Raw genomic sequence first — 23,414 nt, 5'->3', positions numbered from 1 at the left:
AATACGAGAGGATCCGCCATGGCCAACATCAATGTGACCTTCCAGCAGATGGAAGATGCGTCGCAGCGCATCAAGCAGGAGTCGGACGACATGCAGGCCAAGCTGGACCAGCTGCGGACGCTGGTCGACAACCTGGTCCAGGACGGCTACGTGACGGACAAGTCGTCCAAGCGCTTCGACGAGTCCTACAAGGAGCTCGACAAGGGTGGCAAGCAGGTCATGGAGGGTCTGACCGGCATTGGCGAGTACCTCAAGCAGGCCGCCGAGGCGCTCCGCAAGACCGACGAAGAGCTGGCCAACGCGCTGAACAAGTGACGTCATGGCTGACCTGATCGTCACCTCGGAGGTCATCGACGAGGGCGCCAAGCAGCTCAAGGCAGTGATCGAGGAGCTCAAGCACATGGATGCCATGTGGGAGGGCGGCGACATCTGGGGTCACAAGACGGTGGATGGCGCGATGGACGACTTCATCAGCAGCTGGTGGGTCAAGCGGGAGAAGCTCACGGGCAACCTCGAGGACCTCCAGGAAAAGATGGAGAAGTCCGCGGAGACCTGGAACAACACCGAGACCGAGCTGGAGAACTCGCTCAAGCCCGAATAGGTGCGCCGAGATCGAGCCCGACAGCTCGCTCGGGCCCGGACGGAGCCCGAGAGCGGACCCGAGAACGTAGGAGGAGACTGGATGAGCGCCGCCCGCGTGGGTGAGTGGCATCTGCTGGACCACGACGACGACCCGGTGCCGGCCGAGGCGTCCGGCCTGGACGCCGTGATCCGGCACTACAAAGCGATCGCCGACATGATGACCACGCAGGCGGCGCTCCTCAAGAAGGTCGGCGAAGGCGACGAGTCCCTGCTCAAGGGTGAGTCCGCCGACGCCATCCGTGAGAAGGCGGGCGAGAGCCACGAGCGCCTGGGCGCCGCAGCGGGCCGCTACGAGGACGTGCACGCGGCGCTCAAGGAGTACCAGCCCGCCCTGGAGACGGCGCGCTCGGAGACCCGGGCGGCGCTGACGGACGCCGAGGCTGCCAACGACAAGCAGCGCGGCGCCGAGGGCATGCCCGACCCGGTGAACGCCGACCGTCCGGACGACGCGAAGCCGTTGACCGACGACGAGAAGCAGGACTCGAAGGACCGCGAGAACGCCCTCGCGGGCGCGAAGGCAGATCTGGACGCGGCCAAGGCCAAGTGCCAGGCGGCGCTGGACACCCTGCAGGCCGCGGCCGACCGGGCAGCCACCAAGATCAAGGAGAACTGGGGCGACGACGGCCTCGGGCACAGTGGCTGGGAAGCCTTCCTCCACAAGGCGCTCAAGTGGATCGTCGAGATCCTGGGCTGGATCGGGATGGCGCTCGCGATCCTGGCGATGCTCGTCCCAGGATTACAGTTCCTCGCGACCGCCGCGCTCATCGTCGCGGGTATCGGCCTGCTCGGGAGCACGGTCCTCGCCATCGCGGGGGAGTCCAGCTGGGTCAACGTGATCTTCGGGGTGCTCGGGTTCCTGACCCTCGGCCTGGGGAAGGTCGCGATGCAGGCCGCGAAGCTGGGCCAGACGTTCATCGACCTGGCGAAGAACTTCGCCGCGCGCATCCCCAACTTCGTGGCCCTGATGAAGGGGCTGCCCAACCTGTCCAAGATCTTCAGCGGCGGTGGGTTCGCCAAGCTCCTGCAGAACATCAAGCTGCCCCCGCTCCGCCTCGGCGCGCCCGCCGGCCTCGGCAGCGTCACGACCTCGGTCGGTTCGTCGAGCTGGGGCTCGTTCTTCAAGAACTTCTTCGGGAAGTTCAAGATCAGCCCCGGGGACTGGGCGATCCTGAAGAACCCGATCGGTTCCTGGAAGTTCACCGACATGGTGGGCCTGCCGGACCTGGCGACCCTCAAGACCCTGAGCATCTTCGGGCGGATGGGACTCCCGGGCTTCGCCTCCATCACGCCGTTCGTCTGGACGATGGGGCCCCTGAACTTCTTCTGGGGCTTCGCGGCAGGTGCCATCCCAGCGATCATGGCGCCGTCGGACATCTTCGCCGACACCGACCCACGAACTGACTGGGACTGGGCGAAATGGGACGAGGAACACAACATGACCCCGGCGCTGATCCCGTGAGCGCGCGCACCGCCGGCGTCGGCGAGCTGGACTGGACCATCGATCCGCCCGAAGGGGTGCTCGTGGTACCCGCGGTCGGCACCGAGACCCCCGAAGCGATCAGCGCGTGGGAGCAAGAGGTCACCGAGGCCCTTCGGGTCTCGTTCGAGGAGCAGACGCCCGAGGGCTACGACCTGTCGGACGACGAGCGGGCCTACGTCCTGGAGACGGTGACGGCTTCGTTGGCCAACCTCCGGGCGCAGGCGGACCGGGGTGCGCCCGCGGGCGAGCGCGTGGTGGCGGCCTTCGGCCTGTCGGACCGCGGGCCCGTGCCCGTGGTCGTGTCCGTGGGGATGAGCGATCCGGACACGCCCGACGACGCCCTGCTCGAGGCGCTGGGCGCGAAGGGCGGCGGAGCCCCGCTCAACCCGCCGTCGGTCGAGTACCTCGACCTGCCGGACGGCGACGGGGTGCGGGTCAGCCGGCTCGACTTCGCCAACGACGGCGGCGCCTGGCTGAGCGTCGGCCTCGGGCGCCGGACCGAGTACCCGGACGCGGTGGTCGACACGGTCGTGCTCTGGCGCACGCAGGACCTCTTCGTGGTCCCGCTGATGATGGAAGTGCTCGACACGCTGCTTCCCGCCATCACCATCACCCGGAGCGAGTCCACCGGGAGCGAGTCCACCGGGAGCGAGTCATGAGCGGCGCACCGACCGCGCCCGCCGAGGCGGACCGCGGGCAGCCGAACGGTAAGCCGACCGGTAAGCCGACCGACGGCTGGACCATGCTGCTGCCGCCGGGCTGGGCCCGGTTCCCGACGGGCGAGGGCCGGGCACGGGAGCTGGACGCGGCGATCGAGCAGGTGGTCGCGCGTGCGCTGCCGGACTCGATGCCTCGTGACAGGGCCGAGCCGTACCGCCACATGCTGCGTGACGAGCTGCGCAAGACGCTCGCCGAGTCGCAGGAAGCCGGCACCGGCGCGGTGTATCTGCCGACCGAGCCGATGGACGGCGTGCTCGTCCCGGCGACCATCGCGGAGGTGGAGCTCGTCAGCGACGTGGGTCAGGACCCCCTGCGGGTCGTGACGAGCGTCCTGTCCGGCGGGTACGAGCAGAGCGATCCGGCCGAGGTCGACGGCCGTCCCGCGGTGCGGGTCGTGCAGACCAAGCACAACATGCGGCGCGGTCCGGACTGGCCGGTGGTGTCGACCCGGCAGGTCCTGTACGTCGTCTCCCGCGACGAGGCCGCGGGGGAGTGGCTGGTCCTCTCCTTCAGCACCCTCTGGAACAGCGAGAAGACCGAGCTGCTCGCCGAGGCCCTGGTGCTCTTCTTCGACGCGCTGATGACCACCTTCCGCTGGGCCGGTCCCGGCACCCGAATCCTGAACCTGCCGGAGCGGAGCGTTCCCGGCTCCGCGTGAGCCCGGACCGCGCCGAGCACGTCCGGCTTCCCTGATCGACCTCCCCGATCAACCTTCCCGACTCACGCGTCACACATCTGAAGACGGAGCAACCGTGCAGCACCCCCACCGCATCGCCGCCGCTGTCGCCGCGACGATCCTCTCCACGACCGCGGCGGGGGCCCTCCTCGTCGCGACCGTGCTGCCCGCTGCCGCCGTGCCGGCGTACGCGGGAGCCGGCACGGCCGTCACCGACACCATGACTTCCGGCGTCACGTCCGGCAGCACGACCGGCCTCGCCACGACCCTTGCCACCGGCACGAAGGACGGCGAGAAGGTCAAGTACTACGTGGTGCCGGCCAAGCCGGAGGGCGAGCAGGAGTTCCTGTTCGACATCGCCCAGCGGTTCCTCGGCGACGGCAACCGGTACTCCGAGATCTTCGAGCTGAACAAGGGCCGCACGCAGCCCGACGGCGACGCCCTGATGGACGAGACCGTCCTGCTGCCGGGCTGGGTCCTGCAGATGCCCGCCGACGCCGAGGGCGAGGGCCTCGAGGTCGGCGTGCTGCCGACCGGACCGGCCGGAGGCGCCGGTGAGGCCAGCACCCCGGCCGAGGAGCCGGCCGCGCCGTCGGTCCCGTACTACGTGATCGCGGAGACACCCGAGGGCGAGCCCGAGTACCTCTACATGATCGCCGAGCGGTTCCTGGGCGACGGCGAGCGGAACTCGGAGATCTTCGAGCTGAACAAGGGCCGCACGCAGCCCGACGGCGGCAAGCTCACCGACCCGGCGGTCGTGACGGTCGGCTGGGTGCTCCAGCTGCCGGAGGACGCCAAGGGCGAGGGCCTGCAGAACGGCCCGCTCCCGGGCCCGAGCGCGTCGCCCGAGGCCAGCGCCCCGGCGGCCGGCGAAGGCACCGAGGCGGCGGCGGACGACCAGGCCGGCGACAGCGGGTCCTGGCTGTCGCCCGTCCTGATCGGCGTGGGCCTCACGGTCATCGCCGTGGCCCTGGTGCTCGTGGTGGTCTACCTCGTGCGCCGCGCGCGCAGCAACCGCGCGGAGCCGTTCGACGACAGCCTGCTGCGCACCGACACGTCGGCGTCGTGGATGGTGGACCGGGCCCTGCGCGTGCTGCTCGCCGCCTGCGAGCGGGACGGCCTGGACGTGCCGGGTGTCACCGGCGTCTTCATCGAGGGCGGCGCGATGCGCCTGCGGTTGGCGGAGCCCGTCTCCCCGGCGCCCGAGCCGTTCGTGGCCAACGAGGACGGCCAGAGCTGGTCGGCGCCCCTGGCGCGCCTGCAGGCCGCCCCCGCGAGCGAGGCCTCGACCGCGCGCTTCTCGCGCCTGGTCACGATCGGCGTGGCCGAGACCGGCCGCGTGCTGGTCGACTTCGCCCGCGCCCGCGGCGTCATCAGCCTGGACGGCCCCACCCGCGCCCGGCACGAGGTGCTGCGCCGCTGGCTGGGCGAGCTGACCGGCAACCCCTGGTCGAACGACCCGCGCGTGGTCATGGTGGGCAACGGCCTGCCGCAGCCGGAGCAGGTGGAGCACCTGACGGCGATCGAGCAGGTCATCCCCGAGCTGGAGATCGGCGCCGGCGGCGTGCTCGTGCTGTCCCAGGCGCCGTCCGTGGCGCAGCAGGACCTGCTCGCGGCCCGGTTCTCCGACCCGCGGTTCAGCTGGGTCGTCATCGTGCTGGGCGAGTCGACGTCGGCCAAGTGGCGCATCACCGCCGCCGAGGACGGCTGGCTGCGCAGCGGTTTCCTGCCCGACGTCCGCTACACGGAGCAGACGGCGGTGCGACGGGCCGGTGAGTGAACGACCGAAGCGGATCACGCGCCTTTCCGTCGCGGCGGCTCTGCCCACTGCCCTGCCCACTGCCCTGCCCATTGCCCTGATCGCTGCCCTGCTCCTCACGCTCGCCGGGCCCGTCCCGGCGCAGGCGCAGGACGACCCCGTACTGATCTCGCAGGGCCAGCCCACCGTGGCGTCGTCCCTGGAGAAGCCCGAGTTCCCCGCGCGCCAGGCCGTGGACGGCAACCCCAACACCCGGTGGTCGAGCGCCTTCAGCGACCCCCAGTGGCTCCGGATCGACCTGGGCCGCGTCACGACCGTCAACCGCGTCGAGATCGACTGGGAGGTCTCGTACGCCACGGACTACCGGATCGAGCTGTCGAAGGACGGCGAGTCCTGGGAGACGCACTGGGTGGGCGCCGGTGACGGCGGCAAGGACGTCATGAACATCCTGGGCGAGGCCCGGTACGTGCGGATGTACTCCGGGGCGCGCAGCGGTACGGCGGGCAACTCGATCTGGGAGATGCGGGTCTACGGCGCGCCGAAGCCCACCCCGACGCCCACCCCGACCAAGAAGCCGAAGCCCCAGGTGAGCGTCACGCCCAAGGCCGTGGTCTCGCCGTCGCCCACGCCGACGCCGACCCCCGTACCGAGCCGCAGCGGCCCGCCCGGGTCGGTCCTGTACTACGTGGTCCGGGAGACGCCGGACGGCACGTTCGAGAAGCTCAACGACATCTCCGAGCGGTTCCTGGGCGACCGGGAGCGCTGGCCGGAGATCGCCGCGCTGACCGAGGGGCACCGCCAGCCCGACGGCGAGTACCTCACCGACCCGAGGACGCTGACGCCCGGCTGGGTGCTGCGCATGCCGAAGGACGCGACGGGCAAGGGGCTCAAGTTCGGTCCGTTGCCGGGCTACGAGGGCCCGTCCCCGTCGCCGTCGGTCACACCCTCGCTCGAGCCGAGCCCGACGCCGACCGACGAGGTGGCCGGCACCGCTGAGCGGGCGGCCGTGGTGGTCCCGTGGCCGGTGATCCTCCCGGTCGCCGGTGGGGTACTGGTGATCGGGCTCCTGGGTCTGCTGGTCGCCTGGCTCCTGAAGCGCCGCAAGCAGGCCGAGCCGTTCGACGACAGCCTGCTGCGCACCGACACGTCTGCGGCGTGGACGGTCGACCGCGCGCTGCGGGTGCTGATGGCGGCCTGCGAGCGGGACGGCCTGGACGTGCCCGGCACGACCGGGGTGTTCATCGAGGGCAGCTCGATGCGGCTGCGGCTGACCAACCCGGCCTCGCCGGCGCCGGAGCCCTGGCAGGTGAGCGAGGACGGGCAGAGCTGGTCCGCGCCGCTGGCCAAGCTGCAGTCGGGCGCGGCGTCGGAGAGCCCGACCAGCCGGTTCTCCCGTCTGGTCAACCTCGGCATGGGGGAGACGGGCCGCGTGCTCGTCGACTTCTCCGTGGCCCGCGGCGTGATCAGCCTGGACGGCCCCACGCGGGTGCGGCACGAGGTGCTGCGCCGCTGGCTGGGTGAGCTGACGGGCAACCCGTGGTCGAACGACCCGCGCGTGGTCATGGTGGGCAACGGCCTGCCGCGGCCCGAGCAGGTGGAGCACCTGTCCGGCATCGAGCAGGTGCTGCCCGAGCTCGAGGTCGGCGACGGCGGCGTCCTGGTCCTGTCGCAGGCGCCCTCGACGGCGCAGCAGGACCAGCTCGCTGCGAAGTTCTCGAGCCCGGACTTCACCTGGGTCGTGATCGTCCTGGGCCAGTCCCCGTCGGCGAAGTGGCGGTTCACCGCCGGTGACGACGGCTGGCTGCGCAGCGGGTTCCTGCCCGACGTGCGCTTCGACGAGCAGACCGCCGTGCGGCGGGGAGGCGAATGACATGCACGCTCTGATCACCGCGCGCCACGGCGCGCGCGAGACGCTCCTGTCCCTGGACCTGGACGACCGCACCAAGGCGGCGGACCTGGCCGAGCGGCTGGCCGCCGAGCTGGGCGCTCCGCGCGGCAGCACGATGTACGTGGACGGCCGCGCCGTGCACGGGCACGGGGTGCAGGACCGGTCTGTGCACGGGCAGGTCCAGGACGCACTCGGTGGGAGCACCGAGCTGCTCGTCGCGGACTCGGGGATCCGGGACGGCGCCGTCGTCACGTTCGGCGAGCCCGACGCCGGCAACGGCGTCTCGGGCGGGCCGGTCGACCTGTGCGTCACGGGCGGCATCGGCACGGGCGCGGTCGCCCGCCTCGGCGTGGGCGAGTCGATCCTGCAGGTGGGCCCCGACGGCCGCGTCCGCGTGGACGAGCCGCGCGAGGGCGGGCTGGCGGCCATCGCGGTCGTCGTCGGGCTGGACGGGGCGGTGCGGGTGCGGCGCATGCCGGACCCGCGCTCGGCCGGCCGGCTGGTGCACCTGGACCGGTCCGAGGACCCGCTGGGCGAGGACGAGGAGTCGTGGCCCGCGGGCACGCAGCTGCGGATCGGCCCGAGCGTCCTGACGGTCCAGTCAGCCACGCGGCCGGACGCCGACCTGCGGCCCGCGGCCGAGCCGGGGCACCTGGACTACAACCGGCCGCCGCGGCTGCTGCCGCCGATGCCGCCCACGCACTTCCGGCTGCCGAACGAGCCGGCGGCGCCCGCCCGTAACCCGCTGCCGTGGCTCGGCATGGCGATGCCGGCGGTGCTGGGCATCGTGATGGCGATCGTGTTCAAGTCGCCGTTCTACCTGATGTTCGCCCTGGCCTCGCCGCTGATGGGCTGGGGCAACTGGTGGATGTCCAAGCGCAACGGCACGATCACGCACAAGGAACGCCTCAAGCAGCACGCCGAGGAGCGGGCCGCGCTGGAGGAGGAGGTCCTGGAGGCCGTGCGGCGCGAGCAGCACCGGCGCCGGGTCTCCAGCCCGGGCGCCGCCGAGCTGCGGCTGATCGCCACGACGCCGACGCGCCGCCTCTGGGAGCGCCGCAGCACCGACACCGACCACCTCACGGTGCGCCTCGGGCTCGCCGACGCCACCAGCCGCGTCGAGGTCGAGGACAGCGCCGAGCCGGAGCACCGCCGCAAGACCCGCGCGACCGTCCGGTCCGTGCCGGTGACGGTGCCGCTGAAGGAGGCCGGCGTCGTCGGCCTGGCGGGTCCGGCGGACTGGCCGCGTCGTCGGGCCCGCTGGATGGTGGGCCAGCTCGGGGTGCTGCAGAGCCCCCGCGACGTGCAGGTCTACGTGCTGACCAGCTCCGAGCACGTGCAGGACTGGGCCTGGGCGGCCTGGCTGCCGCACGTCCGCCCGGCGTTCGGGCAGGAGGCCGTCGCCCTGATCGGCACGACGACGGAGACCCTGGCCGCCCGCGTCGCCGAGGTGAACTCCCTGATCACGCAGCGCCGGGCCGCCATGGAGGGAGCCGGCGGCAAGGTCATGTCGGGCCCGCAGGTCGTCGTCGTGCTCGACGGCGCCCGGCGCCTGCGCGCGCTGCCCGGCGTCGTCTCGATCCTGCGGGACGGGCCCGGCGTCGGCGTGAGCGTCGTCTGCCTGGACGGCGACGAGCAGATGCTGCCGGAGGAGTGCACGGTCGTGGCGCTCGCCCGCGTCGACGGCGGCATGACCCTGCGCCGGCAGGACGCCGACGACCTGCGCACCATCCTCGTCGACGAGGTGAACGACGACTGGTACGAGCCGGTGGCCCGCGCCGTCGCCGCGGTGCACGACGTCACCGCCAGCGAGGGCGAGGGCCTCATCCCCGACTCGGCGCGTCTGGTCGAGGTGCTCGACATCGAGGAGGTCGACGCCGAGCAGATGGTGGCCCGGTGGCGGATGATCTCGAGCACCGGCAAGGGCAGCACGGCGGCCGTCGTCGGCGTCTCCCTGGACGGGCCGTTCGTGCTCGACATGGTGCGCGACGGGCCGCACGCCCTGGTGGGTGGCACGACCGGTTCCGGCAAGTCCGAGTTCCTGCAGACCGTCGTCGCCTCGCTCGCCGTGGTGAACACGCCCGAGACCATGAACTTCGTGCTCGTCGACTACAAGGGCGGCGCGGCGTTCAGCCAGTGTGAGCAGCTGCCGCACACGGTCGGCATGGTCACGGACCTCGACACGCACCTCGTGGAGCGCGCGCTCGACTCGCTGCGCGCCGAGCTCACCTTCCGGGAGCACGTGCTGGCCGCCGCCGGCGCGAAGGACCTGGAGGACTACCTCGACGCCCAGGGCCGCGGGTACGTGGGCCCCACGCTGCCGCGCCTGATGATCGTCATCGACGAGTTCGCCTCCATGGTGCGCGAGCTGCCCGACTTCGTCACCGGCCTCGTCAACATCGCCCAGCGGGGTCGCTCGCTCGGCATCCACCTCATCCTCGCGACGCAGCGCCCGTCCGGCGTCATCTCCCCGGAGATCCGCGCCAACACGAACCTGCGCATCGCCCTGCGCATGACGGACAAGAGCGAGTCCAAGGACGTCATCGACGCGAACGAGGCCGCGGAGATCGCCAAGACGCAGCCCGGTCGCGCGTACGCGCGCCTCGGGCACTCGTCGCTGGTCCCGTTCCAGTCGGCCCGCGTGGGTGGGCGGCGCCTGTCGCTGACCGACGTCGGGCAGGTCGATCCGCCGTTCGTGGCGCGGATCCCCGTGACCGACCTCGGGGCCCCGGCACCCGCCCGCCCCCGGGTCAAGCGGAGCGAGGACGTCGAGACCGACCTCGCGGCGCTGGTCGAGACGCTGCGCGAGACGGCGCGCGTGGGCGGCTGGGACGACCCCCGGCGGCCGTGGCTGCCCGCGCTGCCGGACCTGCTGCCGTTCGACCGCCTTGCGCAGCCCGGCGTCCAGTCGCAGTTCGCCTGGGCGCTGGAAGACTCGCCGTCCGACCAGCGGCAGGGTCCCGCCGTGATCGACCTCGACGAGTTCGGGCACCGCTACGTGGTGGGCGCGCCGGGCAGCGGCCGCTCGACGGTGCTGCGCACCAGCGCCTTCGCCGCGGCCGGCCAGATGTCGGTCGCCGACCTGCACCTGTACGCGATCGACTGCGGCAACGGCGCGCTGACGGTGCTGAACGAGCTGCCGCACACGGGCGCCGTCGTGCAGCGCGGGCAGGCCGAGCGGGCCAAGCGCCTGCTCACCCGCCTGCAGTCCGAGCTCGGGCGCCGCCAGCAGGTGCTGGCGGCCGGAAACTTCGCCAGCGTGACCGAGCAGCGTGAGCTCGCCGAGCCGGGCACCGGACTGCCGCGCGTGCTCGTGCTGATCGACCGCTGGGAGAGCTTCATGAGCACCTACGGCGAGGTCGACAGCGGCAAGCTCGTCGAGATCGTCCAGGAGCTCCTGCGCGACGGCGCGAGCGCCGGCATCCACCTCGTGGTGTCGGGTGACCGCAGCCTGCTCTCCAGCCGGATGAGCGTGCTGACCGACGACGCGCTCGTGCTGCGGCTCACCGACAAGTTCGACTACGGCATGGTGGGCATCGACCACAAGAAGCTGCCCGAGGAGATCCAGCCGGGCCGCGCCTTCCGGTCGGGCAGCGGCCTCGAGGTGCAGGTCGCGATCCTCGGTGACGACCCGTCGGGCCGCGCCCAGACCAGCGCCGCCCGCATCATGGCCGCCACGATCCGCGAGCGGGAGGACGTGGTGCCCGGCACCGGCCCGTTCCGGGTGGACGACCTGCCCTCCACGATCACGGTGGACGCCGCGTACCAGTACGTGGGTCCCGAGGCGGCGCAGCCGATGTGGGCGCTGCTCGGCGTCGGCGGCGACGACCTGACCGCGTTCGGCATGGACCTCGCCGGGGACGCGCCCGCGTTCCTGGTGGGCGGTCCGTCCAAGTCGGGACGGTCCACCATGCTCGCCGTGATGACGGAGTCGTTGCTGCGCGGCGGCACCCAGGTGGTCATCCTGGCCCCGCGGCCGAGCATCCTGCGCGACCTGGAGGGCCGCGAGGGCGTGCGCGCCGTCCTGACCGGCACGGAGATCACCGAGGAGGAGCTGGTCCCGCACCTCGCCCCCGACGGCGAGCCCGTGGTGCTCGTCGTCGACGACGGCGAGCTGGTCGCCGACGCCCCGGCCAAGACCTGGCTGCGCGCCTTCCTGCGCACGGCCGCCGACAACCGGCGCGGTCTGATCCTCGGCGGCAACGCCTCCGAGGTGGCCAGCGGGTTCTCCGGCTGGCAGGTCGACGTCAAGAAGAGCCGGCGCGGTGCGCTGCTCAGCCCCCAGGACCGGTTCGACGGCGACCTCGTCGGGGCGAGCCTGGCCCGCTCGGCGGTCTCGACCCAGGTCACGCCTGGCAAGGCGCTCGTGCACCTGGGCTCGGGCGAGCTGATGACGGTGCTGGTGCCGACGCTGTAGGCGGCTCTCTCGCGGGTTGCGGCGAGCCGGGACCGGGATGCCGGTCCCGGCTCGCTGTGTCTGTGTGCTGTGTCTGTTCGTGGGGCGTTCGCGGACCGTTCATCCCGGTGGTGGATGGTGCCCCGCGTGCGTCGCTCTCTGACCGTCGCGGCCGTGCCCGCGCTCACCGCTCTCCTGTCACTCCTCGTCCTGCCCGCCCTCGCCGCCCCGGCGGGCGCGCACGGCTTCTCCTCCACCGTCTATGCCGACGCCTCGACCCCCGAGCCGGGCGTCGTGCGCACCGAGCTCGGCCTCGAGTACGACCTGCTCGTGGTCTCCGCCGCCGAGTACCAGGACGACCGCGGCTTCTTCGACGAGGGCATGGCCGTCTGGGAGACCGGCGAGGAGCCGACGGCGCTCGCGGCCCACGCCGACACGGTGCTCGGCTACGTGACCGAGCGGTTCCAGGTCACGGCCGACGGCGTGGCGTGCGCCCCCGCGCAGGTCGGCGACTTCGAGATCACCGACCGTGAGGGCGTGCCGTACGCCGTGCTGGTGCTGGACCACGCGTGCGGCGTCTCGGCGGAGCAGGGGGAGCCGGCGGAGCCGGGGGAGCCGGACGAGCCCGTCGACTACGAGGTGCGCAGCACCCTCTTCGGCGACGACGAGGGCTACGTGACCGGCACGACGACGATCCTCGACTACGAGCTCGACGGCGCCGCGGGCAGCGCGGCGCTCACCCAGCACACGCCGTCCTTCTCGACCGTCGAGCACTGGTACGAGCGCATGGGCCACTTCTTCGTGCTGGGCGCGGAGCACCTGCTGCTCGGCCCGGACCACCTGCTGTTCCTGCTCGCGCTCATCGTGGGCTCCCGGCGGCTGCGCGACGTGGTGCTCGCCGCGACGTCGTTCACCCTGGCGCACTCGGTGACGTTCATGCTGGCCGCCCTCGGCGTCGTCAGCGCCCCGGGGTTCGTGGTCGAGCCGGTCATCGCGCTCTCGATCGCCGTGGTGGCGGCCTGGCACGTGTGGGGGCTGCGACGGCGGGGTGCGTTCAGCGCGCTGGCGGTGGAGGGCTCGCGGGCGCTGGGGGGCGTGCTGGAGCCTGCGCGTGCCGGACGACTTCAGCTCGATCGTGCCGACTGGTTCCGCCTCGGCACCGTCTTCGTCTTCGGCCTGGTCCACGGCCTCGGGTTCGCCGGGGCGCTCGGCATCGACGAGCCGTTCTCCTGGACGCTGCTGTGGTCGCTCCTCGTGTTCAACGTGGGCATCGAGGCGGTGCAGCTCGGGATCATCGCCGTCGTCTTCCCGCTGCTGACCCTGCTGCGCCGCCGGGCCCCGCGCGTCGCGCTGTGGGCCGGCGTCGTCGTCGCCTCCGGGGTGGCGCTGGTCGGGCTGTTCTGGTTCGTCCAGCGGCTGCTCGGGCTTGGCTGAGCTGCTGGGCTCGTACATCCGGCGCGAAAGATCACCCCACGTCACGACGCTTGTTCACCTGCCGCTCACCCCGCCGTCGGGACCGATTCGTCTGCCGGGGCAAGTGTCGGTCCGGCGCCGCTCGGCGCTCCCTGCACTGGAGGACTCATGCAAGCGAATGACCAAGTCCCGGCTGCGCGCCCGCGCCGCTGGGGTCGTTCAGCCGTCGCGGCGGTGGGGCTCGTCTCCGTCGTCGCCGGTGGCCTGACGTACGCGGCGACGTCGGCGGGCGCGGCCGACCTGCCCGAGACGTTCCTGGGTGACACGACCACCTGGACGTACTCGGACGACAACACCGACCCGGCCGCGGGCAACGCCGACCGGCTCACCTGGACCTACGGCGGGTTCGACGACTCGGGCTGGAAGCGCGCCACCGGGCCGTTCGGCGCGAAGAACGGCTCGGCGACGCCGGACCTCGGCTCGGGCTTCCCCGTGACCACGGTGCTCGGCCACTACGTCGACCCGACCGCGGCGACGAAGGTCGCTATCCCGACCTACCACCTGCGCACCACGTTCGACGTGACGGCCGACCAGCTCGCGGGCATCGTCTCGCTGCGTGGCGACATCACGTTCGACGACGCCGTGCAGGTGTTCGTCAACGGCACCAAGGTGGCCGGCTTCGTCGACGAGCGCGTCGAGGCCGTCCCGGACGCGCAGAAGAACCTCACCTACGCCGGCGCCAGCGCCGGCAACCCGGTGAACCAGAAGTTCAGCGTGCCGGCCGACGTCCTGAAGGCCGGCGTGAACACGCTGGCCATCGGCCTGTACAACGACCGCGCGAGCAGCTCCGACGTGTACCTCGACCTCTCGTCTCTGGTGCCCGTCGAGACGCCCGAGGAGGAGCCCACCACCACGGTGACCGACCTCGTGCTCGGCATCGGGGCGACCCAGGCGGAGCGCAACCTCGCGTGGTACTCCGACCAGGACACCGAGCAGGTGGCCCAGATCGCCCCCGCGGGCGAGGTCGTGGGCGGCGTCTTCCCGGACGACGCGACCAGCGTGGCCGCCACCGGCGGGCCGTCGTCGAGCGGCGAGTTCTACCGCCACGCGACGTTCACGGGGCTCACGGAGAACACCGCCTACTCGTACCGGGTGGGTACCGAGGGCTCGGCTGGTGCCGAGGGCGCCTGGTCCGCGGTCTACACGTTCCGCACGCAGGCCTTCGACGGCGACTTCGACTTCCTTTTCTTCGGCGACCCGCAGCTCGGCTCGTCGGGCAACGTGCCGCGCGACACCGAGGGCTGGGCCGACACGCTCGACGTCGCGACCGCCGCCTACCCGGACGCCGAGATGCTCTTCTCGGCCGGTGACCAGGTCGAGTCCGCGAGCAGCGAGGCGCAGTACGAGTCCTTCCTGTCGACCGACTACCTGCGCCAGATCCCGTTCGTGGCCAACAACGGCAACCACGACGTCGGCAACAAGGCGTACCGCCAGCACTTCAACACGCCGAACCTCGACGAGACGGCCGGCCCCGGCTCGGGCACCAGCTCGGGCGGCGACTACTGGTTCGTCTACAACGACGTGCTGTTCCTCAACCTCAACTCCAACAGCCGGGACTACGCCTCGCACGAGCGGTTCGTGCGCGACGTCGTCGCGGAGCACGGTGACGAGGCGAAGTGGAAGGTCGTGTCGTTCCACCACTCGATCTACTCGGTGGGCCCGCACGCCACCGACAGCGACGTGATCGACCGCCGCAACACGTGGCCCACGCTGTTCTCCGACCTCGGCATCGACCTGGTGCTCCAGGGTCACGACCACACCTACGCCCGCTCGTACCTGATCCGCAACGGCGAGAAGGCCGACCCCGCCGAGGAGGCGGGCGCCGACATCCTCACCCCGGGTCCCGGCGGCGTGCTGTACGTGACGGCCAACTCGGCGTCCGGCTCCAAGTACTACTCGGCCGACGCGGCCGGCTCCTGGTGGCTCTCCGCCTTCAACCAGGAGAACGTGCGCAACTACACGGCCGTCGAGGTGTCCGACGACGCGATCTCGGTGCGGACCATCCGCTCCGAGGCCAAGGACGCCGACCGCCCCGTGAACTCGGTCGTGGACCAGGTGACCATCGCGAAGCCGGTCGACCCGAACACCCAGAAGCTGCAGGTCGTGGTGCCCCAGGGCGCCCCGGGCGAGTTCGTCTGGAGCATCGACGGCGCCAACACGCTGGTCGACCTCGGCACCGCCGAGGCCGCCGGCGACCACTACGCCGCAGAGGGCGCGATCAACCCGATCCGGGTGACCGACACCCGCCGCGGCGGCCCGCAGTGGTCGCTCTCGGCCCAGGTCGGCGACTTCACGTCCAAGGACCAGTCGTTCTCCGGCAAGTACCTCGGCTGGACGCCCGACGTGATCGAGGCGGGCGGCGGATCCGTCGCCGGCGCGCCGGTCGCGACCGGGCTGAACGGCGGACCGGGTCTGTCGCAGTCCGCGACCCTCGGCCGCGCCGGGGCCGGCCACACCACGGGCTCGGCGCTCTTCGGTGCCGACCTCGACCTGAAGATCCCCGTCGACGTCACCGACGGGACCTACCGGGCCACGCTCACGCTGACCGCGCTGAGCTGACCCGATCCGGGCGGGCGGCGTCCTCATGAGGGGCGCCGCCCGTCCGGGCTCGTGTTGTGCGCCGTCCTGCGCTCTGCCGTTCTGCACTCCGCTGTCCTGCACTCCGCTGTCCTGCACCCCCGAAGGAAGTTCCATGCCCGTCATCCGCGCGAACGCACGGTGTTCTGTCAGGGCCTCCGCCGCGCTCGCGGCCCTGGCCGTCACCCTCGGGACGGCGCTCGCCGGACCTGCCGACGCTGCTTCTGCCGCAGTACCCTCTGCCGCCGCTGCTGTCTCTGCCCCCGCTTCTGCCGCCGCGCCCACGGATGACGTGACCTGGGGCGTGCGCACCGCGACCAACGACCAGGGGACCGACCGGGAGAACTTCCGCTACACGGTCGACCCCGGATCGGCGGTGTCCGACGAGCTCGTGGTCACCAACCACGGCGAAGGCACGCTCAGCCTCGACGTCTACGCCGCCGACGGCTACACGACGACCGCGGGCCAGCTCGACGTCCTGACGCGGGACGAGGAGAGCCCCGGCGATACTGGTGCCGGCGAGACGGGCGCTGACGAGACAGGCGCTGACGAGACGGGCTCCGTGAACGTCGGCGCCTGGCTCGAGCCCGGCGTCGGCCAGGTGCGTCTCGAGCCCGGCGAGAGCGCCGACGTCCCCTTCACCCTCCGCGTGCCCGACGACGCCACGCCCGGCGACTACGCCGGGGCGATCCTCACCTCGCGCACCGTGACCGCCGACGAGGCGGGGCTCGACTACGAGACCCGCTCCGGCATCCGGGTGTACCTGCGGGTCGCGGGCGACCTCGAACCGAGCCTGACCGTCACCGACACGCACGTCGAGTACCACCAGACCCTCAACCCGTTCGGCCCCGGCGACGCGACCGTCACCTACACGGTCCGCAACGACGGCAACGTGCGGCTCGCCGCGAACCAGGACGTGACCGTCGCGGGGCCGTTCGGCTGGCTCGCCGCACGCGCCGCAGCCGACGACCTGCCGGAGCTTCTGCCCGGCGAGACCTGGCCGGTCTCCGTTCCGGTCGACGGCGTCGCGCCCCTCTTCTGGCTCGGCACCGACATCGTGCTCGTCGCCCAGCTGCCCGACGTCGCCGGCGCCACCCCGGGCGTGGCGCCCGTCGAGGCGCACGCGACGGGCTGGGCCGTCCCGTGGCTGCCGCTCGCGATCGTCGTGCTGCTGGCCGGCGCCGTCGTCGTCATCGTGCGCCGCCGCCGGACCCGCGGACAGCGCGAGGACGCCCGCGTGCAGGCCGCCGTCGCGAAGGCGCTCGCGGAGCAGGCGGCGGGCGCCGGTACTTCCTCCGCGGAGGCCGAGACGGGGTCGGGGACTGAACCAGGGGCTCGACCTGGGGCTGGACCTGGGGCTGAATCTGGATCTGAACCAGAGACTGAACCGAAGCCTGAGGAATCCGAGGCGAAGCCCGCCGAGACGGTCGCGCCGTGAGGCGGCTTGCGGCGGTTGCCGAAGCCGGCCTTCCGAACAGGTTCAAGGCGAGTGTCCTGGGGCCGCTCACCGCGGCCGCCGTCGCGCTCACGCTCGCCGCATGCGGTGCGACCGCGCCCGGCACCGCCCCGCACGACGGCGCGAGCCCGGCGCCCCTGACCGGCTTCGCGGCGCGGTTCGTCGGGTCCAGCCACCAGCCCGCGCCCGAGGCGACGGTGCGTCCCACCCCCGGCACCTGGGACGATGTCGCCGCGCCCGCCGGGTTCTCGATGGTCGTCGTCGCCCGCGGTGCCGACGCGACGACCGCGACCCTGACGGACGCCGTCGAGCACTACGCCGAGGAACACGGGGCGGACCTGACCGTGCTGCCCGCCCGCGACGACGACGAGGTCGAGCAGCGCATCGACGAGGCCGTGGCCGCCGCGCCGGACCTCGTGGTCGGTGTCGGCGACGGCGTCGTGGACGTGTTCTCCCTGATCACCGCGCAATACCTGGAGACCGACTTCCTGCTGGTCGGCGCGCAGCTGCCCGAGCCGACGCACAACGTGACCGCCGTCGTCTGGCCGGGCGCCGAGTTCCGGGGAACCGGCCTGGGCAACGACGCGGCCCGCGCGAACGCCGTCACGCCCGATCGGGCACGCGAGGCGGTCGCGGCCGGGGCAGCGAGCGTGCTGCACGACCTGACGGGGATCGTCATCGAGCTCGGCTAGCGTCCCGGGGTGATGTCAGAGGCTTCGGTTAAGGTCGGGACATGGCACGCCACCGGATCTTCGCGATGAGCTTCGCGAGCATCTACCCGCTCTACGTGCAGAAGGTGGAGCGCAAAGGCCACACCACGGCCGAGCTGGACCAGGTCATCACCTGGCTCACGGGCTACGACGACGCCGGGCTGCGCCAGGTCATCGACAGCGAGGTCGACCTGGAGACCTTCTTCGCCCAGGCCCCGGCGATGAACCCGAACGTGGCCCTGATCAAGGGCGTCATCTGCGGCTACCGGGTCGAGGAGATCGAGGACCCGCTGATGCAGCAGATCCGCTACATGGACAAGCTGGTCGACGAGCTCGCCCGCGGCAAGAAGATGACGTCCATCCTGCGAGGGAGCGAGACGGCCGGTATCTGAGCCGGTACTGGGGGCTGTCGCTCGGGCGGTGTTGCTGGGGTGCGGCGGGTCGCTGTGGCTGCGCGGTTGTGCAGCCGCGCGGTCGTGCTGGCGTGCCGTAGTCCGGCTTGGTGGGGCTCTCCGCCGGGCAGGACTACGGGCCCCGCCCGGTTCGTCCCTGAGCACGGCACGGCTGCTGCGCCCGCGGCATGTGTCGTGGTCCGCGCCGCATTCGCATGCCGTCAGCGGCTGCTCGTCGGTGCGGCAAAAGTTATCCACAGATTTCAAATGTACCTCGCGGTGCGTATGAATGTTCGAGACAATGGTGTCAGGCGAACGACGAGGGCAAGGGGGGTGGCATCGATGGAGTCCAAGAACGAGACGGGTCTGGAGGGTGTGCCCCCGACGGGTGGGGGTGTCGCGTCGTTGGAGCAGGTCCTGGACCGGATCGAGGCCGCGGTCGGGGAACTGGCCGACCTGGTCGCGCCGGAGGTCCTCGAGGGTTGGGCCGCGCCGTCGATCGGCCGGTTGATGCAGGCCCACACGAGGGTCCGCAAGGCGGTGGGCCGCTTGGAGGGTGTGCGTTTGACGGTGCTGCCCCGGATCGAGGACGACGGTTCCTGGCGCAGTGGTGGGATGTCGCGCACATTCACGTCCTGGCTGCGGTTGCGTGAGGGCGTCGCGGCGTCCACGGCCCGCAAGGACGTGACCACTGCCCGCCGCCTGGCCCAAGCGTTGCCGGTGACGCGGGAGCGGCTGGTCGACGGCACCCTGGGCGTGGACCATGCCCGCGTGATGAGCGAGGTAGCCCCGACCAGCCAGACCCGTGAGGACGCCCTGGCGTGGCTCGTCGATACCCGCACCGGCGAACCCACCACTCCGGAAGCGTTTGTCCAGACCGTTGCGGTGGATCTGCCCGACCCGTCCGAGGACCCGGACGGCACCCGTACCCGTCAGGTGATGACGAGGGTGTTGGAGTCCGCGATCACGGACGGAACCCTGGTCACCGGTGAGGGCCTGGTCCTGCGCGAAGCGGGCGTGTTGAACGCGGATCAGTTCCGGATCGTCGCGCGCCGGTTCGCGTCGGTGACCGACCCGGACACCGACGACGTGCAGGACGACAAGGCCGCCCAGGGCGAGTTCCTGGACGTGTCCAAGACCCTGGGCGGGTACCACGTTGCTGGCTTCCTGACCGATGAGCATGGTCTGCTGCTCTCCACGGCGGTCACCGCGCTGATCGGCGCGCCGGCGGCGGGGGAGGACCGCACCCCGGGGCAGCGTCGCGCGCAGGGCCTGGCGGACCTGGTGCGCCTGACCCTGGACGCGAACCTGGTCTCCCCGGGTGCGGCGATCGTGCCGCATCTGAACGTGACGGTGTCGTGGTCGGAGCTGGTCACCCAGGTCACCCGCACCCGCGACGGGTCGTGCCTGACCTGCGGGCAGACGGTCACTGGGCGGTCGGTGCGGGGGAGTGGCCGACGGCCTGCGGCGGGCCTGGCTGGTGGCGCGGGTGCTGCAGGTCCGGCGGTCGGTGCCGGGACCGCAGGATCGTCCGGTGCCGGTGCCGGTGCCGGTGCCGGTGCCGGTGCCGGTGCTGGTGCTGGTGCTGGTGCCGGTGCTGGTGCCGGTGCTGGTGCCGGTGCTGGTGCCGGTGCTGGTGCCGGTGCTGGTGCCGGTGTCGCGTCGGGCTTGTTGGGTTCGGGTGGCGCGGTGTTCACGGAGTCCGGTGGCCGGATCCCGCGTGGTTTGTTGCGCAGGCTGGCGTGTGACAGTGCGGTGACGCGGGTCGTGTTCGGCCCCGATGGTGCGGTCCTGGATGTCGGGCGCGCGCAGCGGACGGTGTCGGGGCAGATGCGTCGCGCGGTCATCGCCCGGGACGGGCATTGCGTCTTCCCGGGGTGTGATCAGCCGCCCTCGCGGTGCGAGGTGCATCACGCGGTCACGCACTGGGCCGATGGTGGCGACACGTCGGTGTCGAACAGTGCGTTGTTGTGCTGGTTCCATCATCAGCTGGTCGACACCCGGGGTATCACGATGCACTGGGCAGGCAAACCCACCACCACGACAGCGGAGCTGCTGCTGGAGACGGGCTGGGTGTTCACCGACGCCCGCGGGCACCGCATCGGCCTGCCCGAACCCCTCGACACGACCCCGGGTCATGGCCTGTCCGACGACCCGGCGGGCACACCACCGGCCGCAGCCGCATGACCACCACGATCGGACCGGGCCTGACCCGGCCTGAGCCGGCCCGAGCCAGCTCAAGCCGGCCCGAGCCGCGACGCCAACAGCGCCCCGACCTTGCGTGGCGTTGCTCCTACCCGCGCCGACCGTGGACCAGCCCTCTGCTCTACAAGCCCAGGGCGTTGGCCACCACCTCGCGTTCCGCGCCCGTGGCGAGGCTCCATACGGAGTCGGCGAGGTCGTCGGGGTCGAGCACCGGTGCCGGGGGCAGGTCGGGAGCGGACGTTCCGTTGACATCGGCACTGGCATCAGGACTGGAATCGGGACCGCCATCGGCGTGCGCGTGACCAGACGTCAGCAACCGGTGGATGTCGCCGCGCTCGATGAGCCCGCCGATCACCAACGAGCCCACGTGGACGCCGTCGGGGGCGGTGGCCTCGGCGAGGGTCAGGGCGTAGGTACGGAGGGCCGCCGAGGCCGGCGCGAAGGGGCCGAGGAACGGCAGGGGCACGACCGCGCTGAGCCCGGAGACGTAGACGATGGAGCCGCTGCCGCGTTCGCGCATGCCCGGCAGGACCAGGCCCGCGAGCTCGACGGCGGGGTCCACGACCTGGGCCGCGGCGTCGCGCACGTCGTCGGGGCCGGTCTCCAGGATGCCGATCGGGGCGGCCGCCGGGTTGTCCGCGCCCGGCCCGTGGTAGACGACGTCGATGGGGCCGAGCTCGGCGCGGACCTCGTCGATCGCGCGACGCAGCTCACCGGGCGCGCGGACGTCGGCGGCGACGGCCGTGGCGCGGACACCGCTCGCGCGCAGGTCGTCGAGGTAGCCCTGGTGTCGGTCGGCGCTGCGGGAGACCAGGCCGACCTGGTAGCCCTCCTTGCCGAACCGTCGGGCCACGGACATGCCGAGCCCGGGTCCGGCGCCCAGGACCAGCAGCGTGGGGGAAGCGCTCACTCTTCTCTCCTCAGTCGTTCGCGGTGCATACCGCGTCTCGATGCGTGCAGCGTCTCGATGCATACCGCGGTGGGTACGGTGACGACATCGATCCTCACGGCCCTGCGGACCCCTCGGAAGAAGGCACTTTCATGTCAGATGGGAACACCGGTGTGCCCCACCCAGACGCACACATGGTCGCCGCCGCCGTCGGCGGGCTGATGCCGGGCCGGGTGCCGGTCGCGGACTACGAGGCGTGCCCCGTCACGCACGCGGTTCGGATGCTCGGCGACAAGTGGACGCTGCTCGTGCTGATGCTGCTCGCCGAGCGCGCGCACCGCTTCAACGAGCTGCACCGGCGCGTGGACGGCATCAGCCAGCGGATGCTGACCCGCACCCTCCGCGCGCTGGAGGACGACGGGCTGGTCGCCCGGACCGTCTTCCCCACCGTGCCGCCCGGGGTCGAGTACGACCTCACCGAGCGCGGCCGCGAGCTGCTGGTCCCGCTGTCGGCCCTGGCGGACTGGGTCGTGAAGGATCGGGCGGCGTAGGTGCCCACCAGCCCCGGCTGCACCTTTCTGTCGCGTCTTGAGCGGCGGAATTTCGCCGGTTAGCGTCGCGTCGGACGCGCGGCGACGTCGCCGCGCCCGGAACGGAGGGCGTGCCCATGACAGGTCCAGCGAACGGTTTTCCCGTCGACCGGCGGGCGGTCCTGGCGGGTGCCGCCGGGGTCGCCGGCTCCCTGGTGGCGGGGCTCGGGCTGCCTGCCGCGTCGGCCGCGGCGCAGGGGCGGGCAACAGGATCGGCCTCGGGCGGGGGACCAGCCGGCGCAGCGCACGGCCGCCACCCCGCGAACTGGCCCGACCCCGAGCCCTACGGCCTTGCGGACACCCGCACGGACCTCTGGCCCCGCGACGACAACTCGTTCGTCCTGCCGCTGGAGCTGCGCCCGCGGGACCAGGATCTCGGCCGGGTCTGGATCCGGGACACCTACGTCAACTGCTTCCTCGTCGACGGCAAGCCCGTCTACGTCGCCACGGGCACCACGCGGGTCCAGGGTCTCCCGGCGGCCGGACCCTGGAACGACGGCATCTTCCTGTGGGTGGCCCCGTCGCTGCGCGGGCCGTGGCGGCTAGCCGACACGACGGCGATCCGGCCCGATTCCGGGCCGGGCACCGAGAGGGGCGCCGAGAGAGGCAAGGTCTGGTCGCCGGAGTTCGTGGGGGAGAACCGCCCCGGCCGCACCGTCGTCGCGCCGTGGCAGGAGTACTGGGACGACCACGGCCAGTTCGGCAAGCGCGGCAACGCCTGGGCTCCGGAGGTGCACTACTTCCGCGGCACCTGGTACATCGTGGCCTGCATGGGCGACCACTCCACGAAGGTCGGCTCGTTCCTGCTGATCAGCGAGGGCGGCCCCGAGGGCCCGTACCGGCTGGCCGAGGGCAACGTCGACAAGCCGTTCGGCGACCCGTTCATCGGCGGCCCGTCGTTCATCGCCCCGGGCGCGTACCACCACATCGACGGCAGCATCTACACCGAGGACGACGACGCCTGGCTGGTGCTGCACAACCACCTGTACGCGCCGTTCCGGGACGACATGGAGGACATCGTCCCCACCACGAACCTGCCGCTGTTCCAGCAGACGCCGTACACGCCCGAGCCGTACCTGGAGGGCGCCTACGTGTTCAAGCACGGCGGCAAGTACTTCCTGGTGCACGCGGCCTGGGACCGCACGTCGACCAACCCGGACGGGACCACGCGGAACGCCTACGACAACCCGGGCGCCGGTCGGGTGCAGTACCAGTACGACGCCGTCGTCGCCGTCGCCGACCGGTTCGAGGGGCCGTACTCCGAGCGCTGGACCGCGGGGGTGGGCGCGGGGCACAACAACTTCTTCCTCGACCACCACGGTCAGCCCTGGGCGACGTTCTTCCGGAACCCGGCGGCCGGCTACTGGGCCGACCCGGCGCGCGTGGGCGACGCGGCAGCGGCCGGCGTCGTCCGCCTGGAGTGGACGGGACCGGAGGGCAACCGCCTGTACGCGGCCCGCCGCCCGGCCCTCGCCTGACCCACCCGTCCCGCCCGGCCCTGCCCTGCAAGGCACGGCACCGGTCGAACGTAGGGTTCGTCGGCTCAAGAGCGCTCTTGAGC

The 23,414-nt window shown here is 72.1% G+C and carries 17 protein-coding genes; 16 read left to right on the top strand and 1 reads right to left on the bottom strand.

What is annotated here, in order from left to right; translation table 11 throughout:
* The first annotated feature begins 18 nt into the window (after positions 1–18).
* The 14 genes from ACFU5G_RS16130 (at position 19) to ACFU5G_RS16065 (ending at position 20,356) form a co-directional block, all read left to right on the top strand.
* On the top strand, positions 19–315 hold the full coding sequence (locus tag ACFU5G_RS16130) for a WXG100 family type VII secretion target (RefSeq protein ID WP_377246525.1): 297 nt from the start codon (positions 19–21) through the stop codon (positions 313–315).
* Between the two features lie 4 nt (positions 316–319).
* Positions 320–601, top strand: a complete 282-nt coding sequence (locus ACFU5G_RS16125; RefSeq protein WP_377246522.1) for a hypothetical protein — start codon at positions 320–322, stop codon at positions 599–601.
* A gap of 81 nt (positions 602–682) precedes the next feature.
* Positions 683–2,101, top strand: a complete 1,419-nt coding sequence (locus ACFU5G_RS16120) for a hypothetical protein (RefSeq protein ID WP_377246519.1) — start codon at positions 683–685, stop codon at positions 2,099–2,101.
* Positions 2,098–2,781 carry a hypothetical protein gene (locus ACFU5G_RS16115; RefSeq protein ID WP_377246516.1) on the top strand — a complete coding sequence of 228 codons (684 nt, stop codon included), beginning with the start codon at positions 2,098–2,100 and terminating at the stop codon, positions 2,779–2,781. The genes ACFU5G_RS16120 and ACFU5G_RS16115 overlap by 4 nt, the downstream gene beginning before the upstream one ends.
* Positions 2,778–3,500, top strand: coding sequence for a hypothetical protein (locus tag ACFU5G_RS16110; protein WP_377246513.1), 723 nt, complete (start codon positions 2,778–2,780; stop codon positions 3,498–3,500). The genes ACFU5G_RS16115 and ACFU5G_RS16110 overlap by 4 nt, the downstream gene beginning before the upstream one ends.
* 94 nt (positions 3,501–3,594) lie before the next feature.
* Positions 3,595–5,298, top strand: coding sequence for a LysM peptidoglycan-binding domain-containing protein (locus ACFU5G_RS16105; RefSeq protein ID WP_377246510.1), 1,704 nt, complete (start codon positions 3,595–3,597; stop codon positions 5,296–5,298).
* Positions 5,291–7,147 (top strand): discoidin domain-containing protein, encoded by a 1,857-nt coding sequence (locus ACFU5G_RS16100; protein WP_377246507.1) that lies wholly within the window; start codon positions 5,291–5,293, stop codon positions 7,145–7,147. The genes ACFU5G_RS16105 and ACFU5G_RS16100 overlap by 8 nt, the downstream gene beginning before the upstream one ends.
* A gap of 1 nt (position 7,148) precedes the next feature.
* Positions 7,149–11,582 (top strand): FtsK/SpoIIIE domain-containing protein, encoded by a 4,434-nt coding sequence (locus ACFU5G_RS16095; RefSeq protein WP_377246504.1) that lies wholly within the window; start codon positions 7,149–7,151, stop codon positions 11,580–11,582.
* A gap of 126 nt (positions 11,583–11,708) precedes the next feature.
* Positions 11,709–12,995, top strand: a complete 1,287-nt coding sequence (locus tag ACFU5G_RS16090; protein ID WP_377246501.1) for a HupE/UreJ family protein — start codon at positions 11,709–11,711, stop codon at positions 12,993–12,995.
* Positions 12,996–13,142: 147 nt separating this feature from the next.
* The gene (locus ACFU5G_RS16085) at positions 13,143–15,593 is read left to right on the top strand and encodes a fibronectin type III domain-containing protein (protein ID WP_377246498.1); all 2,451 of its coding nucleotides are present in this window, start codon (positions 13,143–13,145) and stop codon (positions 15,591–15,593) included.
* A gap of 310 nt (positions 15,594–15,903) precedes the next feature.
* Positions 15,904–17,049 carry a WxL protein peptidoglycan domain-containing protein gene (locus ACFU5G_RS16080; RefSeq protein WP_377246495.1) on the top strand — a complete coding sequence of 382 codons (1,146 nt, stop codon included), beginning with the start codon at positions 15,904–15,906 and terminating at the stop codon, positions 17,047–17,049.
* Positions 17,046–17,759 (top strand): BMP family ABC transporter substrate-binding protein, encoded by a 714-nt coding sequence (locus ACFU5G_RS16075; RefSeq protein ID WP_377246493.1) that lies wholly within the window; start codon positions 17,046–17,048, stop codon positions 17,757–17,759. Before ACFU5G_RS16080 ends, ACFU5G_RS16075 begins: the two co-directional genes overlap by 4 nt.
* A 41-nt stretch (positions 17,760–17,800) precedes the next feature.
* Positions 17,801–18,169 carry a DUF2200 domain-containing protein gene (locus tag ACFU5G_RS16070; RefSeq protein WP_377246490.1) on the top strand — a complete coding sequence of 123 codons (369 nt, stop codon included), beginning with the start codon at positions 17,801–17,803 and terminating at the stop codon, positions 18,167–18,169.
* 267 nt (positions 18,170–18,436) lie between these two features.
* On the top strand, positions 18,437–20,356 hold the full coding sequence (locus tag ACFU5G_RS16065; protein WP_377246487.1) for a DUF222 domain-containing protein: 1,920 nt from the start codon (positions 18,437–18,439) through the stop codon (positions 20,354–20,356).
* Between the two features lie 139 nt (positions 20,357–20,495).
* Here ACFU5G_RS16065 and ACFU5G_RS16060 read toward each other — a convergent pair whose 3' ends face one another.
* Positions 20,496–21,284, bottom strand: coding sequence for an SDR family NAD(P)-dependent oxidoreductase (locus ACFU5G_RS16060; RefSeq protein ID WP_377246484.1), 789 nt, complete (start codon positions 21,282–21,284; stop codon positions 20,496–20,498).
* A 131-nt stretch (positions 21,285–21,415) separates the two neighbouring features.
* On the opposite strand from ACFU5G_RS16060, the gene ACFU5G_RS16055 reads away from it, so the two are divergent.
* Both ACFU5G_RS16055 and ACFU5G_RS16050 read left to right on the top strand, forming a co-directional pair.
* Positions 21,416–21,814, top strand: coding sequence for a winged helix-turn-helix transcriptional regulator (locus tag ACFU5G_RS16055; RefSeq protein ID WP_377246481.1), 399 nt, complete (start codon positions 21,416–21,418; stop codon positions 21,812–21,814).
* Between the two features lie 116 nt (positions 21,815–21,930).
* Positions 21,931–23,331 (top strand): family 43 glycosylhydrolase, encoded by a 1,401-nt coding sequence (locus tag ACFU5G_RS16050; RefSeq protein WP_377246478.1) that lies wholly within the window; start codon positions 21,931–21,933, stop codon positions 23,329–23,331.
* The last annotated feature ends 83 nt before the right edge of the window (positions 23,332–23,414 follow it).

The organism is Promicromonospora sp. NPDC057488, from assembly GCF_042802395.1.
GTDB lineage: Bacteria > Actinomycetota > Actinomycetes > Actinomycetales > Cellulomonadaceae > Promicromonospora.
The sequence above is the reverse complement of the archived record's forward strand: the minus strand, read 5'-3'. Positions and strand labels throughout refer to the sequence as shown.